The sequence below is a fragment of the Hymenobacter lucidus genome (assembly GCF_020447265.1).
Classification (GTDB): domain Bacteria; phylum Bacteroidota; class Bacteroidia; order Cytophagales; family Hymenobacteraceae; genus Hymenobacter; species Hymenobacter lucidus.
Map to the genome: position 1 here is coordinate 55,800 of NZ_JAJADR010000011.1, position 16,878 is coordinate 72,677.

Genomic DNA, 16,878 nt, shown 5'->3' on the forward strand with positions numbered 1-16,878 from the left:
GAATCAGTTCTTGTTCTACACCAACGGTTTAGAAGATGACTAAAGTGCTGTTTCTGTTTGGCGTCCTGTTTTTGTTCCTGGCTGGCGAATGCGCCGCCGGCCGGCCCACTGCCTACGCGCGGGCCAAAGCCAAAGGTCGGGTGTACGTGCACCGGCCCAACTACAAGCTCTACCGCGGGGCCAAGCGCCACCGCCAATCGGGCTGGTTTAAACTCCCCGCCCTGCCGCGCAAAGCTGGCCACTCACGAAGCCGATTTTAGGAGCGTGGCGGCAGGGCATAAAACTGCCGCCGAACCGTGCGTAGCAGCTCTTCGGCCACATCACGGTCGGGGGCGTCGGGTAGGGCCGAGGTGGCAAAGGCAGCGTCGACCTGCGCTACCAGCTCCTCAGCCTGGGCCACGAGGGCGTCGTACTCAAACTCGCCCCGCCGGATCTGAAGCAGAAAGTCCCGGTCGGGGCGGCGCACGTGCAGCTGGCTGGTGCTGGCAATTTCGAGGGCCGTACGCAGCAGCCGAAACACGTGCAGCATGTTTTTGGCGTCGTAGTTTTTGCCGTGCTGCACCGTGTTTTCGTAGCGCTCCGTGTTGCGGCGTGCCACCCAGTCCCAGTACTCCTTGTACACGCGGCAGTAGGTGGAGTAGCCGTTGCGGTTGAACGAGAGGTACGCCACCGGCACCTCGCCCTTGGGCACAGCCGAGAGCAGCACGTCGTTGGAGGTTTCCGCGTCGCGCAGCAGGCCCCGGTAGCCCAGGGGAGCGGCCGGGTCAGGGTCCACAAACAGGGCGTAGAGGTCGGTGAGGTGGGGCACGTTGGCCAGGCCGCACTGCCGGGCCGGTAGGTTCTGGCGGCTGAGCCACTTTTCGGCAGGCATGGCGCCGGCACCGACCGTCACGTAACAGAAATCGAGCACCGATTTGCGGGCCGGCGGCTCGGGGTTGTTGATTTTCTTGTTCAGCCCCTTGGCCTTGCGAATCTGGGCTACGGCGTACTCGGCAAAAGTTTGGCGGCAGAGCTTAGAGAGAAAATTCTCGGTGCGGAAGGCGGCAAACAGCGGGTGCTGGTAGATGATGCAGTCGGGCGGCGTACCGAGGATTTCGAGGGCCGTGGGGTTGTTTTTGAGCAGCAGCTCCACGAAGCGCCGCAGCTCGTAGAATACCTCGTCGTTGGTGGCGTTGGCCACCTGGGGCACGTAGTCGAGGCCGTAGAAGTCGTGCTCGGGCAGGATGAACACGCCCTTCAGGTCGGTATCGGAGTGGGGCAAATCGGTGCCGTAGGCGCGGCTGCCGCTGATGGCTTCGAACAGCAGCAGGCCGTGGCGGCGCAGGTAGTCAATGGTCAGCACGCGGTAGGCAGGGTTGGCAAGTGAGTGGGTTCAGGCCGGAAACGAGACGTGCAGCCAATGCTGCAGCAGCTGGTTCAGCTCCGTGGTTGGCTCCGGGCCCTGAGGCACGGGCAGCGTGTCGCGGCTGGCCGTAGCCGCGTCGTATTCCTGCTCCAGAAACGTAAGTAGCACGGCGGGGCGGTCCACGGTGGTTTTCTCATCGGCCCGGGCTTTGAGGGCCAGCAGCTCAGTGACTTCGGCCTCCAGTTCCAGCGGCAATACGGCCCGCAGCTGGGCAAACTGCATGGGCGGCAGCGCGTGGCGCGTCCGGATCCAGCGGGCGGCTAGGGCTGAGCGCAGGGCGTAGAAGAGCCGCTTCAGCCGCACCTGTTCAGCGGTGAAATCGGTGGTGAGGCCACGGCGCACCAAGCCCAGGTAGTGGTGCAGGCCGGCGCGCAGGTTGAAGGTGCGGGGCAGAAAAGGCGCGAGGCCCGCCTGAAAACCAGGGGCTTCGTGGTACACTATCGGCGACTGCAGCCACTCAAACAGGGCCGCGTTGGAGCCGCGTAGCAGCTTCAGGGTTTTGCGCAGCTCCCAGCCGCCCATGTCCAGCAGGCCTTCCACGGGGAAGTTGAGCGTGTCGGGGCCCTCGTCGAGCGTGAGGTACCAGGCGGCCGGGTGGCAGTAGATAAAGCGCACGTCGTAGTCGGAAGTGGGCGAGGGGAAGCCCCAGGCGCGGCTGCCCGCCTCGGCCGCGTACAGGATGCGGATGCCGTGGGTGGCTTCGAGCTGGGTGAGCGTGGTGTGAATACGGGCGTGCATGAGGGTAAGCAGCGGGTAGAGCAGGGAAAACGAACCGAAAGTAGAGCAAACCAGCGGAAAGCCGACCGGCCGGTTGATTTTGCCCACCAAACGGCGTGTATATTTAGCCGCCTATATTCGGCGACTTTCTTCGCCGCTTCTTTTTCTCTTCCCGTGAAATACGCCGTTTCCAGTTGGCTGCTGCTGGGCCTGCTCAGCGCCTGCACCCGTGATACTCCCAGCGAACAAACAACTACTGCCACTCAGAATGTGACACCCAAAACTCCGGCGGCCGTTTCGGCCCCGGCCGACACGCTGGCGACCTTCCGCTGGGAAAGTGAAATGTGCAGCTTCACCGGCCGCTACGACACGCGCAAATACACCGCCCAGCAGCTGGCCGATACCCACGAGCTGCTGATGGGCGGCGTGCTGACCACCAACGAAACCGTCTTCAAGCCCGAGGATATTGCCAAGCTCAGCCTCGATACCCTGGAAGCGGAATACACCAAAGTGCGGGCCCGGCTGCTGGCCCTGGAGCTGGTGCCCGAGGCCCGGTGGCAGAAGCTCAAACGCCGCAAGCTACAGTCGCTCGACAACCAGTACCGGGCTAAAAAGCTCACAATGCAGGCCTATGCCAACCCCGCGGTGCTGCTGAGCGCCCCGTATCCGGCCTCGTGCAAATTCTACATCCGGGGCCTGGCTACCGGCAACGACAGCCTGATCCGGCAAACCTGGCAGCAGCTCGTGCGCGAGCAGCAGCGCAACAATAGTGTGCCCGAGTCGCTGCAGCGGCGCTTTGAGCAGGAAGCGGCCGAACCCAACTGGCGGCAGTACGCGCAGGTCGAGCTGCTGGGCTTCGGCTGGTGGAACTGCGTAAACGAAACCATCGACTACGTGGAGCCCACTGAGCGGCTGCGCGGCCGCTACGCACAGCTGTTCACGACCGTCAAATCGGAGTGCGAGGAAGTGGATTAGCCGCGGATTTACGTTCCGCTTTATCCTCTCTACCTTGTTCCGCATAGCGCCAGCAATATGAAAAGACGGGCCTTTATCCGAAAAAGCGTGGCCGGACTGGCCGGAGCGGGCCTGCTCGGCGGGCTGTATGCCTGGCAGCTGGAGCCGTTCTGGCTGGAGTTTGTGAAAGTGAAAATGCCCATCCGGAACCTGCCGCCGGCGCTGGTGGGCAAAACCCTGCTGCAGATCAGCGACATTCACATTGGCACGCGGTTCGACCATCGTTTCATCATCGACTCATTTCAGAAAGCCCAGGAATTCAACCCCGACTTCGTGGTCTACACCGGCGACTACGTCAGCACCGACAAGGACGAGGTGCAGTACGGGTTCCTGCAGGAGGTGCTCGGTAGCTGCGTGAGGGGTAAACTGGGTACGGTCGGGATTCTGGGCAACCACGACTACGGCCGCAACTGGGCCCGGCCCGAGGTGGCCAACACCGTGGCGGCCATGCTGGCGGCCCAGGGCGTAACCATGCTGCGCAATGAGCAGGTGGAGCTGCACGGCCTGCGCTTTATCGGCTTCGACGACTACTGGGGCCTCAACTTCGCCCCCGGCCGGGTGATGAGTGAGTACGACGCCACTAAGCCGGCAATTGTGCTTTGTCATAACCCGGACGTGTGTGACCTGGACGTCTGGAACGGCTACCAGGGCTGGATTCTGGCCGGGCACACCCACGGTGGGCAGTGCAAGCCGCCCTTTCTGCCGCCCCCGCTGCTGCCAGTGAAAAACCGCCGGTACTCGGCCGGGCAGATTGAGTTGGCCGACAACCGGACGCTCTACATCAACCGGGCCCTGGGCCATCTGTGGCAGGTGCGGTTTAACGTGCGGCCGGAAATAACAATCTTTGAGCTGGCCGCGGGCTAGCAACTACGGCCGACTAGGCGCTACTATTGGGGCGTAAACAACGGCGGCCTGACTTCTGTCTTCGTAGCCAGTGGCCTTTCCTTCTAACCTCACTCAACCTATGCCTTTCCCAACCCGACTTTCTCTCGCCGGCCGCTGTGTAGCGCCGCTCTGTGTGCTGGGCACGGTGCTGACCGGCTGCCAGACGCGCCCCGCCACTACCGCTCCGGCCGCCACAGTGGCCGCACCCACCACCGAAGCCGCGCCGGTGGCCGCTACGGCCGAAAAGCATGAGGGCATCACGGCTTCCGGCCTGGGGCGCTACCTCGAGGCCGTTTCCGCCGACTACATGCTGGGCCGCAAGCCGTTTACGGTCGGGGAGGAGCGCATCACCAACTACCTGGCCGACCAGTTCCGCCACATCGGCCTGAAGCCCGGCCCCGACGGCAGCTACTTCCAGGCCGTGCCGCTGGTGGAAATAACCGGCACGCCCTCGGCTACCATGCAAATCAGGGGCAAAAGCCAGAATCTGAGCTTCGACTACAAAACCGACTTCGTGGCCTTCACCCAGCGCGAGCAGGAGAAAGTGGCCGTAACCAATTCCCCGCTGGTGTTTGCCGGCTACGGCGTGGTGGCTCCCGAGTACGGCTGGGACGACTACGCGGGCCTCGACGTGAAGGGCAAAACCGTGGTAGTGCTAGTGAATGACCCCGGCAACGCGGGCAACGACACGACTTTCTTTAAGGGCAAGGCCATGACCTACTACGGCCGCTGGACCTACAAATACGAGGAAGCCGCCCGCCACGGCGCCACCGGCCTGCTCATCGTGCACGATACCAAACCCGCCGCTTACCCCTGGAGCGTGGTCCTGAGCGGGGCCATCAGCCCCAAGCTGCGCGCCCAGACCGCCAACAAAGGAGCCGACAAGTGCGCCCTGGAAGGCTGGCTGACCATGGACGCGGCCAAAAAGCTCTTCACCGCCGCCGGCCAGAACTACGACCAACTCTACGCCGCGGCCAACAAAAAGGGCTTCAAGCCCCGGCAGCTCGGTGGCCTCACCCTCACAACTAGCATTCAGAACAAGCTGCGCCGCCAGACCAGCAAAAACGTGCTGGCCGTACTGCCCGGCACTACCCGCCCCGACGAATATATCATCTACTCGGCCCACTGGGACCATTTCGGGGTGGGCAAGGCCATTGCCGGCGACTCCATCTACAACGGGGCCGTGGACGACGGCACGGGCCTGGCCGCGCTGCTCAGCATTGCCGAAGCCTTCCAGCAAAGCCCCCAGAAGCCGGCGCGCAGCATCGTGTTTCTGGCCGTAACCGGGGAGGAGCAGGGGTTGCTGGGCTCGGCCTACTACGCCCAGCACCCGCCGTATCCGCTGAACAAAACCGTGGCCGACCTGAACATGGACATGCTCTGGCCCTACGGCCCGATGAAGGACCTGACCGTTATCGGCTACGGGCAGTCGGAGCTGGAGGACTACGCCCAGGCCGCGGCCAAGGAGCAGGACCGCTACCTGCTGCCCGACCAGACGCCCGAAACCGGCATGTTCTACCGCTCCGACCACTTCAACTTCGCCCACGTGGGTGTGCCCTCGCTCTACGCCAGCGGCGGCTTCGAAAGCCGCACTGGCGGTAAGGAGGCTATTGCCCGGCAGCGCCAGAACTACACCACCAACATGTACCACAAGCCCGCCGACCAGCTCGACCCCAGCTGGGACCTGTCGGGCATTGCCCAGGACGCCCAGCTCTACTTCCGCGTGGGCCAGCAGCTGGCCGGCGAAACCACGTTCCCGAAGTGGCGCGAAGGCTCGGAGTTCAAGGGCGCGCGGGACAAGAGTATGGGCGGGAAGTAATGGGCTAGCAGCAGGTTTCGCGAGTTGAAACAGGCCTCAGACAAGCGAATAGGGTATTAACCAAGCAATCCTAATCACACATGGCAACCGAGAACGAAGAGCCCGAGGAAGATTGCCTCGACGAAGAAGAGCTGGACGCGCTGGAGCTCAAGCTGGTGCTGGAGTGGCTGCAAACTGTGCCCACCTCCGAATGGCACGTGCTGGCCCACGAGTGGAATTACGACAATTCCAAAGACGTGCTGCACTGGCTCGTGGACAACCCGCGCACCGAAAAAGCCACCGCCCTGATGATCTACTGGATGTCCGGGGCCCGCTTTCATAAGCAGTACGGCTCGGCTGAAGAGGCCCGCGCCGTGGCCAGCTACCTGGGCGGCAAGTGGGAGTTTATCCACGAACTAGAAGCCCGGTACCTGGCCGGCTTCTACACGGCCGGTACCGTCGGCTTCGACCCCCGGCACGACGGTTTCTCCGGCCCCAACGGCTACGACTGGACCCAGGATTACCGGGAGTATCCGCCGAAGTCGCCGCTGCCGGCCGAGATGGAGCAGGCCGTGCCGGGCATTCAGCCCCAGAGCGACGTGGTGTACATCGAAGGCATTCCCGAGCACATTTGGGAGCAGCTGGAGAAGTACTTCTAGCTCTGGCGCCTGCATCGTTCCGGCCCGCACCGCCGCGCTCTTTCTGGTAAAGGGCGCGGTGTGCTTACGGAGCAGTCCGGTATCGTTGGACTGTTTTTCAGGAGCAGCTACTTCCTACACTATCTGCGACTTAGCCTTGGCAACGTTCCCGGCAACGTTTGCAGTGATTTATATAGGGATTCAAGGATTTGGTGTGGCGGTAATGGCGTACGTTGATGGCATATTTCACATGTAGTTGGATGTAAGGTGGATACTACGGTGCTGCATGTCCGGCCGGACGGCCTCGTGGTAGCTGCCCTTGCTGCCAACTCTTGGGAAATACCTATTGCGCCGCTCTGAGTACCCGTCGCGGCTGTGGCGGGCTTTCTACCATCCACCAAAATTCCCCATGAAAACCAACTCTTTCCTGGCGTCCGCGCTATTGTCGTTTGCTGGCCTGCTGGCCGGCTGCGAAACCAACAACCCCGTAGCCCCGGCCACGCCCGCCGCTACTGCTTCCTCCGCCGACGTGGAAGCCACCTGCACAGCCAAAGGCTGGGCCGCCCAGAACGGTGGCACCAACGGCGGCGGCACCGCCACGCCCACCATCGTTACTACCTACGACCAACTCAAGGCCGCCATTACCAACGCCACGGTGAAGGTGGTGCAGGTCAACGGCACGATTACTATTCCCTCCGGCGGCCGGATTTCCTTCCAGGACCAGACCGGCAAAACCATCTTCGGCTCGGCCGGGGCCAAGCTTGTGTCGGCCGACCAGACCCAGGCTGGCTCGGGCATCATCTACGTGAAGCGCTGCACCAACATCGTGATTCGCAACCTGGTGTTTGAAGGGCCGGGCGCGTACGACGTCGACGGCTGGGACAATGCCACTGTGGATGCCTGTACCCGCGTCTGGATTGACCACTGCGAGTTCCGCGACGGGGTGGATGGCAACCTCGACTTCAAGAATACGGCCGACTTCATCACCGTGTCCTGGACCAAGTTTGCCTACCTCAAGTCGCCCCGGCCCGACGGCCCCGGTGGCTCCGATGACCACCGCTTCTCCAACCTGATTGGCTCGTCCGACACCTCTACCGGCGACCGGGGCAAGCTCAGCATCACCTTTGCCCGCTGCTGGTGGGCCCAGGGCTGCGTGGCCCGCATGCCGCGGGTGCGCTTTGGCAAGGTCCACGTCGTCAACAACCTATTTGGCAGCTCGGTGAGCACCTCGGGGGTAATGGCCGGCTTCGAGGCCAACCTGCTCATTCAGAACAACGTGTTTGAGAACATGAACCGGCCCATCGACCTGATGGCTAACAACTCGACGGCGGTGCAGGCCACCGGCAACATCTTCACCAACACGACCGGTAACACCGCCGGCAACGGCAAAACCGCCTTCACGCCGCCCTACACGCTCTCGACGCTGGCCGCTTCGAGCGTAAAGGCCGCCGTAACGGCTTCGAATGGTGCCGGCGCTACCGTGGGCGGCAACACCTGCGTCAACAGCAACATCTAGCCGTTGGCATAACCTCCCACCGCTTCGGCCGCCGCCTGGTGGCTGCCGTTGCAAAAGCTCGGGCCGTCTGCGAAGATCTTCGCGGGCGGCCCGAGTCGTTGTAGTGGGTTGGTGGTAACCATCTTGGCCGACTTGGCTGTTGGGCGCTTTTCTGCACCTTGCGGCGCGAGGGCCGTGCCAGCCGCTTATATAGTCACCGATACCTTTGTGTAATGAGATTATCAGTAGAACTACGCGTAAGCCTGCTGCTGCTTTTGCCGCTGCCCGCGCTGGCAGCCAAGCCCGTCGACTACCTGGAAAAGTGCTGGCAGCAGCAGGGCCAGCCGCTGCAGGGCCGCTACGCCGCCTTTTCCTACCAAGAACAAACCCAGGAGCTGGAGCACAGCCAGTATCCGTGGCAAGCTACGCCCTACAGTAAGAAGGGCACAGCCTGGCTGAGCGGTCAACGCTTTCTGCGTCAGGATACGCTCACCCAAGGTGCCAAAACCTACTATTCCCAAACGCAGGTCGGGGCGGAGGAGGTGCTGTTCGTGGATTACGGGGAGAAAACCCTGGCCCCGGCTACGCCCGAGCAGCTGGCCGCTCAGCTCGTGAATTCGGCCCGCTACTCGCCGGTGCTGCTACTAGGCTACCTGCGCGAGCACCCGGCCCCGGCCGCCGCTCCGGCTCCCGCGGGCCTGGCGGCCTACCGCGCCCAACTGCCCAATGCCCAGGTTACGGTCTTCATCCGCAAGACCGATAAGCTGGTGGAGCGCATCACGGTGCTAAGCCACGATGAGCTGTTTGGCGACGTGCAAACCACCTTTGCCTACCAGAATTACACCCGCCAGGGCGCATTGCACTACGCCGGCACGGTGGCCGTAGCCAGAATCAACGGCAAGGTGCGCGACACGGTACAGGTGCGGGCGGTGCGCCTGGTGCCCGATGCCCCGGCGCTGCTGACTAAGCCGGTAGGGTACCGGGTGGCCGCCGTGCCGCCGGTGGTGCCGGTAAGCAGCGTGGAGCATTTCCGGCCCAACCTGCACCTGCTCAACCTGCCGCACACCGACGACCGGGTGCTTATCGTGGAGTTTCGGGATTTTCTGGTAGTAGCCGAAGCACCGCTGACTAGTGAGAACGGGGAACTCATCATCCGGGAAGCCCGCCGCATTGCCCCGGCCAAGCCCATCAAATACTTCGTGGCCGGCCACTACCACCCGCACTACCTGGGCGGGGTGCGGGCCTTCGTGCGGCAGGGCGCCACCATTCTCTGCGGCCCCGGCACAGCCGACTATGTGCGCTACCTGGCCACGGCCCCGCGCACCCTGCAGCCCGACAGCCTGCACCAGCAACCCCGGGCCCTGCAGGTAGAGGAGGTAGCGACCAGCAAGACCATCACCGACGGGCAGTTCAGCATGCAGATTCACTGCATCGGCCCGCAGTCGGCCCACACCAACGACTACCTGGTGTACTACTTCCCCACGGAAAAGCTGCTCTTCGAGGATGATTTGGTGTGGATCAAGCGGGAAGGCCCAGCCAAGAAGCCCAGCGCCCGGCAAGCGGGCCTCTATCAGGCCGTAAAAGCCCGCCAGCTGGACGTGCAAACCGTAGTGCAGTCGTGGCCCGTGGCCGACTACGGCGTCAAAACCATCATTCCCTTCGCCGACATCGAGCAGACTATGCAGGTAAAGTAGCCGGCCGTATTCGCCGGGGCATAGCGTTACTTCTGCCCGAACCCCCGAACCTTCTTGCCAAACCCTACCACCTTCTTGCCGAACCCTGGTGAAGAAGGTAGTAGGGTTCCGACCTTCTTCGTCAACCCTGTCACCTTCTTCGCTAACCCTCGCCAGGAAGGTTGGAAGGTTTACGAAGAAGGTCAGAACTTAGGTGAAGAAGGTCGGAACCCGGGGAAAGAAGATGGCAACCCTCGCCGGGAAGGTGGGCGCCATTGGCGGGGGCTGGCAGCAATAATATTTATGCCTCTATATAGTGCTTACGCAGTTGATATTCTACATCTTATTGCGCTGTTCGACCCCGACGGCGAATAGTATTCTTATCCACTTTTTATCTTCTTTTATAATGGCGTACAAACTGCGCGAATCTGAATCCATTACCAAGGCCCAACAGCGCCTCAACGGCCTGAACGCTATTGACCCCTCCGGCAAGCTGGATCTGGGCAATGGCTTCGGCATCGAAACCTACAAGGCCGAAGTTGCGGCCGCGGAAGCTCACCTGAAAGCCTACAATGATGCCCTGAAGGCGGTAGGCGGTCTGAAAATCGCCGTGGACACGGCCGAAAGAAAGCTCGACAAGTTCTCCTCCGGCATGCTGACGGCCGTGGGGCTGAAGTTTACCAAGAACAGCACCGAGTATGAGCAGGCCGGGGGCGTGCGCGAAAGTGAGCGGGCTAAGCGCACCGCCAAGGGCCGTGCCACGCCCAAGCCCAAGGCGTAACCCAGTCGCCTTATACGGCAACAGCCGCGCTCTTCACGGGGAAGGGCGCGGCTGTTTGCGTTGGTAGGGCGCTCAGGTACTGTCTACAGGCGCGGGTCGACGGCTTCACTTTCCAGGGCCAGCACCCCGAACACGCACTGATGCACCTCGCGCAGCGGGGCCCCGGCCACGAAGCGTTCCAGACCTTCCACCCCGAGGGCGAATTCGCGCAGAGCTAAGTTGCGCTTGCTCTTTACGTTCCGCTCGCGCAGCCGCTCCAGGTTGCCGGGCAGCAGGTAGTCGGGCCCGTAGATGATGCGCAGGTACTCGCGGCCCCGGCACTTGAGGGCGGGCTGTACCAGGTTCTGCCGGCCCCCGGGAATGAAGTCGTAGGGCTTCACCACCATGCCTTCCCCGCCGGCCGCCGTCAAATCAAGCCACCACTGGGTGGCCGCTTCCACGTCGGCAATATCCTGCAGGTGCACTACGCGGTAGGGCGTGGCCCGCAGCAGGCCTTCATCGGCCCGGCTCAGGGCGCGCAGGGTTTCCATGTGCCAGGCGTGGTCTTTGTCGAAGTAGGTACGGCCCTCGGTGGCCAGCAGGTGAAACGGCGCCAGCCGCAGGTCGTCGATACTTTCCACCGGCCAGCAGTAGCGGCGGTAGGCTTCGGCATAGTGCGCCGCGGCACTCTGCCGGGCCGTGGTGCGGGCCAGCAGCGCCTCCACGCCATCGAGGCCCCGGCCCGCGGCCTGGCTCAGCACGGCCGCCGCTTCGGGCAGCGCGGCGGTAGCCGCAGCCGCCACGGCGGCATACTGGTTCTTGATCAGCTCCTGGGCCTTGGCCGACCACGGCAGCAGCTCGGCGTCGAGGCAGAGCCAGTCGGTGTGGTGCTGGTCCCAGAAGCCGGCGGTGGTCAGGGCCTGCTGCAGCCGGGCGAGGAAGGCTGTTTCCAGCTGTGGGTCGTTGAAGAAGTTGCGGCCGGTGCGGGTGTACACCTTGCCCGGGCCTTCGCCCACCACGCCAAAGCGGCGGCGGGCGGCATCCTCATTCTGGGCCAGCACCACTACCACGCGGCTGCCCATGTGCTTTTCCTCGCACACCACCCGCTCCAGGCCCTGGCGGCGGAAGTAGTCGAAAGCCTCGGCCGGATGCTCCAGCAGGTCGGGCAGGGCCGAGGTTTCCGACGGGCTCATGGTGGGCGGCAAGTACAGCAGCCACTTCGGGTTCAGGGCAAAGCGCGACATAACCTCCAGGGCCGCCGTGGCGTTTTCCTCCCGAATGGTAACCGAGGGCAGCAGGCGCGTTTTGATGATCTGCTTGCCCATCACGTCCCGGATATCGAGCAGCTCGTCGTGCTGCTGCTGGGCGGTGAGGCCGTTCGTTGTTAGTTGCTCGTTGTTGGTTGTTAGGTCGTTCTTGTCACTAACAACGGACAACTGAGAACTAACAACTAATGGGCGCACCGGCTCGCAGTACACCTCGGCGGCGGGCACGCTCACCAGTTCCCGCTCGGGGTAGCGCAGGGCTGTGAGCTGGCCCCCAAATACGCAGCCCGTGTCGATGTCGATAGTGTTGTTGAGCCACTCGGCGTGGGGCACGGGCGTGTGGCCGTACACTACCATGGCCCGGCCCCGGTACTCCAGGGCCCAGTTGTAGCGCACCGGCAGGCCAAACTCGTCGATTTCACCGGTCGTTTCACCAAACAAGGCAAAAGCCCGCACCGCGCCCGAGCCCCGGCCCTGCATATCTTCGCGCAGCCCCGCGTGGGCCACCACCAGCTTGCCTCCGTCGAGCACGTAGTGGCTGATGAGCGAGTCGAGAAACTGCCGCACCTGATTCTTAAACGTGTCCGACTCCAGGGCGAGCTGAGCCACGGTGGCGGCAAAGCCGTGCTGCTCGTTTACCTGCTTGCCGCCCAGGTAGCGCAGCAGCTTGATGTCGTGGTTGCCGGGCACGCACAACGCCTGCCCGTTCTGCACCATGCTCATCACCAGGCGCAGCACCTGGGGCGAGGCCGGGCCCCGGTCGACCAGGTCGCCCAGAAACAGGGCGCGGCGGCCGGCCGGGGCCGTTACCCGCACGCCCAGGTCGCGGGCATCCTGCGCGGGTTCCGTTGCGACGGTGTAGCCCAGCGTAGCGAGCAGCTGCAGCAGCTCGTGGTAGCAGCCGTGTACGTCGCCGATGATGTCGAAGGGGCCGGTTTCGGCTTTGCGGTTGTTGTGGAGCGGGTCGCGCACGATGGCCTGCACCGCCTCGATTTCCTCGGGGCCGTGCAGGTGGTAGATGTGGCGGAAACCTTCGGCCTTGAGCGTTTTGAGGCTGCGGCGCAGCTGCTGGCGCTGCTGGGGCACCACGTGGCGGCCCATGTGCTGCCGCTCAGCCCGGTTGCGGTTGCGGTCCTCGGCCAGGCGGTCGGGCACGTCGAGGATGATGGCGGCGGGCAGCGCGTGGTAGTCGCGGGCCAGCTGCACGAGGGTCTTGCGGGCCTCGGGCTGCACGTTGGTGGCATCAATTACGGTGAGCAAACCCCGCTTGAGCCGCACGCCCACCAGGTAATGCAGCAGGGCAAAGGCGTCGGGCGTGGCCGACTGGTCGTTTTCATCATCGGCCACCAACGCCCGGCACTGATCTGACGACACGATTTCGGTGGAGTTGAACAGACGGCGCGCAAAGGTGCTTTTGCCCGCCCCGGAAGTGCCGATGAGCAGCACCAGGGAGAGTTCGGGAAGCTTGAGGGTAATGTGGGGCATGGGAAGCGAGAAAAGGTAATTTCGCCAAATGATAAAGCTGTATCTGGATATCGACGGGGTTTTGCTAACGGCTAAGCATACATGCGCTGCTCCGGGAGTCGACGAATTTGTGGATTTCGTAACGGCGAATTTTGCCTGCTACTGGCTCACGACTCATTGCAAAGGCAACAGCGCGTCGGCTCTGCAGTACATTTCCCGGTTTTTAGAGCCAGCCACCATCGACAAACTTAGCGAAAGTGTGCGGCCTACGAATTGGGATGCTTTAAAAACCGAAGCTATAGATGCCGCCGCCGATTTTTATTGGCTGGAAGATCAGCCTTTCCAGGCCGAAATAGCCCAGTTGCAGCGCTGGAAACGGGCAGAACGGCTATTGGTCGTGGATCTTAACCGCCCCGCTGAATTATGGCGGGTGCAGGATGTTCTACAGCAGTTGCTTCGATAGTTCAGCCTGCTGCCAAAAGGAACTTCTGGTATATTCAGATAGAGCTTGTTCCAACGCCATGAAAATTAATCAACAGTTTAATACGCTTAGCCTAGGCGAGTTCCAGTACTTACTGGAGCACCACAGGAAATACACGGATTTCAATACGCTCGGGCTTTTCCGGGGTATTGTGGAAAGTGCGAAGTTAACCCTCTACGAAAAACGCTTGCTCCGGACTCAGGTCATTGCCGCTTTCAGCAAGCCGTATAATTTTCTGCAGCTCAAGGACCCCGTTACCTATTTAGCCTTAAGTACGCTGGGCGAGGAGCTGACAGTGGCCGATGAGAAACAGGCCTGGCAGAACATCCGCACGAATCAGCAGCGTATTCTGGCCGATAAAAGATTGCGGCACCGCAATTTCGGTACGTATTCAAAGCACCTGTGCGGCTACGAAAACTGCCATCTACAGGGTCTGATGATTCGGCAGGGCTCAATACTGGCCGACGGCAGCGAAATGAGATTCTGCGCGGATAAAGGCCGTTGGGGCGGGCAGCAGAGCAAAGCCGACAAGCGGTGGCAGGAGCGTAAGTCGATGAAAAAGCTAGTTGCGGCCCGCGCCGAAGCCGAATAGCCCCTTACTTCTTCACGAAGCAGACCTGCCCGTCCTGGTACTTTTCGCTCAGGCGCGGTTGGAGCTTGCCCCAGTACGTCAGCACCTTGCCTTTGGGGTCTTTTCGAAGCCGAAACAGCACGTCGCCGGGCTTGAGCTGCTGGTAGCCAGTGCCGTCGAGGCCCTGCACGAAAATCACCTGGGCCTCCCGGGCCGTGCCGGTGGCCCGCACTTTGAGCTTCATAAATGTCTGCTGGCCTTCCACGGCCAGCTCGCCGCCCGTGGCCCCAGCCTGGGGCAGGAGTGCCAGCTGCCATTCCATTGCCATGCTGTAGCCAGCCAGGGCTTTGACGGGTGTTTCGGAGTAGGTGTAGGTGCCGATCCAGCCGGGCAGCGGGGCAGCGGCGGGGGCGGCAAACAGCAGAGAAGACCAGGCAACCAGGCGCAACGACAGAAAGAGCATAGCGAGGGGCGAAATGGTGGAATACACCCTGAAACGGTAAAACATAAGTTTAGGCTGCCTCAGGCGGCGCTGCGGCCGGCAACAGCGGCCAGTTTTCGGGTTGTTGCGGGCCCGAACCGGCCCGCTGCTCAGCTACGCCCAAAAGCTGCTCTGGGCAAAATCAGTGCACGCTCGTTACCCGAAACTCCACCCGGCGGTTGAGCCGGCGCGTTGTTTCGCGGGCGTTGCTGGCCCGAGGCTCGGCCGCACCCAGCCCGATGCCGGTAATGCGCGGGGCGCCCACGCCGTGCTCCACCAGGTACTGCTTCACGGCAGCCACCCGTTCCTGGCTCAGCACTACGTTTTTCTGCGGGTCGCCTTGGTTGTCGGTGTGGCCCCGGAGCTCAATGGTCATCGTCGGGTTCTTGCTCAGCAGGGCCACCAGCTGGTCGAGGGCCGGAAAGGACGAGGGCAGCAGATCGGCTTTGCCTTGGGTGAACTGCACGTTGTCGAGCGGCAGGGTGGTGCCCACGGCCAGCGGGTAGAGCAGAATATCCTGCACGTAAGGACCGGGCCGGGTGGTGAAGGTGCTGTCGGCGGAGAGGTAGCCGGCCAGCTGCACGTGGGCCGCGTAGGAGCGGCCCGGCGCCGTAGCAAAGGAAAAAGCCCCTTCGGCCGTGAGCGGCACCGTGGTTTCGGCCCCGGCCAGCGTGAGCCGTAGCTGGGCCTGGGGCAGGGGCTGAAAGGTAGCGGCATCGAGTATGCGACCCTGCCAGGTGGCGGTAGCAGGCGCGGGCGGTACTTTGGCGGGCTGGGGCGGCACCCGAAACAGGTTGCAGCCGGCCAGGTCGGTATACACGCCTTTGCGCACGTAATGCGCCTGGCGGCGGGCCATATCCACCTCATACAGCGACTTGGGCCCCGCCAGATATAGCCGCCGCCGGCCCGAGGCATCGTTCTGAAACAGCAGGTCGCTGTAGCCGCCGCGCTTGGGCAGGCCCGCCAGGCGCGTCAGCTCGGGGCCGGGCTGGCGCGTGTTCAGGTTTACGCTCAGAATGGAGCCGTCGGTGCTATACACCTGGTAGAGCGTGTGGGCGTCGTCGAGGCAGAAGTTGCCGTGGGAGCCCGCCCCGGCCAGCCCAATGGCCGGATAATAGGGCGCCTGCCGCACCGGGTCGGCACTCCACACTACCGTCACGGTCCCATCGTAGGGGCTGACTTTCACCAGCAAACCAGCGTCGGAAGTGCTGAAGAACAGGTCGCCGTGGTCATCGGTGGCGGCCGAAATCCAGACGTTTTCGGGGCCCTGGGCCGGGAGCTGCCAAGTGGTATAGCTGCCTTGGCGGGTGGTCGGGTTGTAGCGGTACACGTACTCGGGCGCGTCGGTGGGGGCTTTGGTTACCGAGTACAGACAGTTGTCGAAGCCCTTGGCCAGGGCGTAGGACTGAAACGGCAGCACCTGGCGGTGAATGCGGGGCGGCTCGGTGGGGTCATCGGCGTTGAACTCGTGAATCGTGCGGCAGTCGTCTTCCCACCGCTCGTCGCGCAGGCGCAGGGCCGCAATACCGTACATCTTGTCGTCGCAGAGCTGCTCGGCGTAGCGGCGGCTGGGGGGCGTGCCGGTGAAGCTGAATGAGTCGACGACGCGCAGCCCGGCGGCCAGGTAGCGGCCATCCTGGGCGGTGGCGGCCCGGTATTCGAGGCGGTACTCGTAGCCGCCGCGCCATACCCGGCGGCCCGCCACGCGGGTGCGCTGGCCGTTGGGGGCGGCGTAGGTATACTCGTAGCGCACCTGCTGGTAGCTGCCCGCGTCGTGCTGGTCGAGGCGCAGCACGTGGGCCTGGGGCAGCTGCCGGATGTCGCGCGCCACCGAGTCGGCCTGGCCGGCGCTGAGTAGGTTGGGCAGGTCCTTGCGGCCATCGGGCAGGGGAATAATGCGCAGCGAAACCGTGGCCGCAGCGGGCCGCCGGGAGCCGGCCAGAAAGGTTACTTCCGTGCGGTCGTCGTTGCGGTGCCGCACCCAGGTTTCGGGGTAACTGAGCCGAATGTGGGCTTTGCTGTCGGCGTACACATCCAGGGGCGAAGCTTCCTGCGCCGCCAGCCGCAGCCAGCCTACGGTCAGTACCAGCGTCAGCAAAAACTTCATAAGCCTGGAATGGGAGCAGCGGTTAATACCCCAAAAGTACAAAAAGTACGACTATGCACTGTCATGCCGGGGCCGGGCCGCCACATTTGACCCAAATCGTTGCAATACCCGGTTGGTTACCGCG

15 protein-coding genes are annotated in these 16,878 nt (G+C 63.0%); 10 read left to right on the forward strand and 5 right to left on the reverse strand.

Annotation, left to right across the window (positions count from 1 at the left end; translation table 11 throughout):
- The first annotated feature begins 35 nt into the window (after window positions 1-35).
- On the forward strand, window positions 36-260 hold the full coding sequence (locus LGH74_RS22615) for a hypothetical protein (RefSeq protein WP_226180056.1): 225 nt from the start codon (window positions 36-38) through the stop codon (window positions 258-260).
- On the opposite strand, the gene LGH74_RS22620 is transcribed toward LGH74_RS22615, so the two are convergent.
- Both LGH74_RS22620 and LGH74_RS22625 read right to left on the reverse strand, forming a co-directional pair.
- Complete coding sequence (locus LGH74_RS22620; RefSeq protein ID WP_226180058.1) at window positions 257-1,342, reverse strand: DNA polymerase beta superfamily protein; 1,086 nt, start codon at window positions 1,340-1,342, stop codon at window positions 257-259. The two genes, LGH74_RS22615 and LGH74_RS22620, sit on opposite strands and share 4 nt — an antisense overlap.
- A 30-nt stretch (window positions 1,343-1,372) precedes the next feature.
- Window positions 1,373-2,230, reverse strand: coding sequence for a nucleotidyltransferase domain-containing protein (locus LGH74_RS22625; RefSeq protein ID WP_226180060.1), 858 nt, complete (start codon window positions 2,228-2,230; stop codon window positions 1,373-1,375).
- A gap of 66 nt (window positions 2,231-2,296) precedes the next feature.
- Between LGH74_RS22625 and LGH74_RS22630 the strand changes: the two genes are divergently transcribed.
- From LGH74_RS22630 to LGH74_RS22660, 7 genes are all read left to right on the forward strand, one after another.
- Window positions 2,297-3,097: a hypothetical protein gene (locus LGH74_RS22630; RefSeq protein ID WP_226180062.1), complete on the forward strand. Its 801-nt coding sequence runs from the start codon at window positions 2,297-2,299 to the stop codon at window positions 3,095-3,097.
- Between the two features lie 57 nt (window positions 3,098-3,154).
- Window positions 3,155-4,000, forward strand: coding sequence for a metallophosphoesterase (locus LGH74_RS22635; protein WP_226180064.1), 846 nt, complete (start codon window positions 3,155-3,157; stop codon window positions 3,998-4,000).
- Window positions 4,001-4,100: 100 nt separating this feature from the next.
- Window positions 4,101-5,840 (forward strand): M28 family metallopeptidase, encoded by a 1,740-nt coding sequence (locus LGH74_RS22640; protein ID WP_226180066.1) that lies wholly within the window; start codon window positions 4,101-4,103, stop codon window positions 5,838-5,840.
- Between the two features lie 80 nt (window positions 5,841-5,920).
- Window positions 5,921-6,478, forward strand: coding sequence for a DUF4274 domain-containing protein (locus LGH74_RS22645; protein WP_226180068.1), 558 nt, complete (start codon window positions 5,921-5,923; stop codon window positions 6,476-6,478).
- Between the two features lie 388 nt (window positions 6,479-6,866).
- The gene (locus tag LGH74_RS22650; RefSeq protein ID WP_226180070.1) at window positions 6,867-7,973 is read left to right on the forward strand and encodes a pectate lyase family protein; all 1,107 of its coding nucleotides are present in this window, start codon (window positions 6,867-6,869) and stop codon (window positions 7,971-7,973) included.
- Window positions 7,974-8,185: 212 nt separating this feature from the next.
- Window positions 8,186-9,646 (forward strand): MBL fold metallo-hydrolase, encoded by a 1,461-nt coding sequence (locus tag LGH74_RS22655; protein WP_226180072.1) that lies wholly within the window; start codon window positions 8,186-8,188, stop codon window positions 9,644-9,646.
- Between the two features lie 385 nt (window positions 9,647-10,031).
- Window positions 10,032-10,406 (forward strand): hypothetical protein, encoded by a 375-nt coding sequence (locus LGH74_RS22660; protein ID WP_226180074.1) that lies wholly within the window; start codon window positions 10,032-10,034, stop codon window positions 10,404-10,406.
- A gap of 83 nt (window positions 10,407-10,489) precedes the next feature.
- Here LGH74_RS22660 and LGH74_RS22665 read toward each other — a convergent pair whose 3' ends face one another.
- Complete coding sequence (locus LGH74_RS22665; RefSeq protein ID WP_226180076.1) at window positions 10,490-13,135, reverse strand: polynucleotide kinase-phosphatase; 2,646 nt, start codon at window positions 13,133-13,135, stop codon at window positions 10,490-10,492.
- A 28-nt stretch (window positions 13,136-13,163) separates the two neighbouring features.
- On the opposite strand from LGH74_RS22665, the gene LGH74_RS22670 reads away from it, so the two are divergent.
- Both LGH74_RS22670 and LGH74_RS22675 read left to right on the forward strand, forming a co-directional pair.
- Entirely contained in the window at window positions 13,164-13,577 is a 414-nt protein-coding gene (locus tag LGH74_RS22670) for a hypothetical protein (protein ID WP_226180078.1), read from the forward strand.
- A 58-nt stretch (window positions 13,578-13,635) separates the two neighbouring features.
- Window positions 13,636-14,187, forward strand: coding sequence for a hypothetical protein (locus LGH74_RS22675; protein ID WP_226180080.1), 552 nt, complete (start codon window positions 13,636-13,638; stop codon window positions 14,185-14,187).
- Between the two features lie 4 nt (window positions 14,188-14,191).
- Here LGH74_RS22675 and LGH74_RS22680 read toward each other — a convergent pair whose 3' ends face one another.
- Both LGH74_RS22680 and LGH74_RS22685 read right to left on the reverse strand, forming a co-directional pair.
- Window positions 14,192-14,674: a DUF5991 domain-containing protein gene (locus LGH74_RS22680; RefSeq protein ID WP_226180082.1), complete on the reverse strand. Its 483-nt coding sequence runs from the start codon at window positions 14,672-14,674 to the stop codon at window positions 14,192-14,194.
- A 115-nt stretch (window positions 14,675-14,789) separates the two neighbouring features.
- Window positions 14,790-16,754 (reverse strand): OmpA family protein, encoded by a 1,965-nt coding sequence (locus LGH74_RS22685; protein WP_226180084.1) that lies wholly within the window; start codon window positions 16,752-16,754, stop codon window positions 14,790-14,792.
- Between the last annotated feature and the right edge of the window lie 124 nt (window positions 16,755-16,878).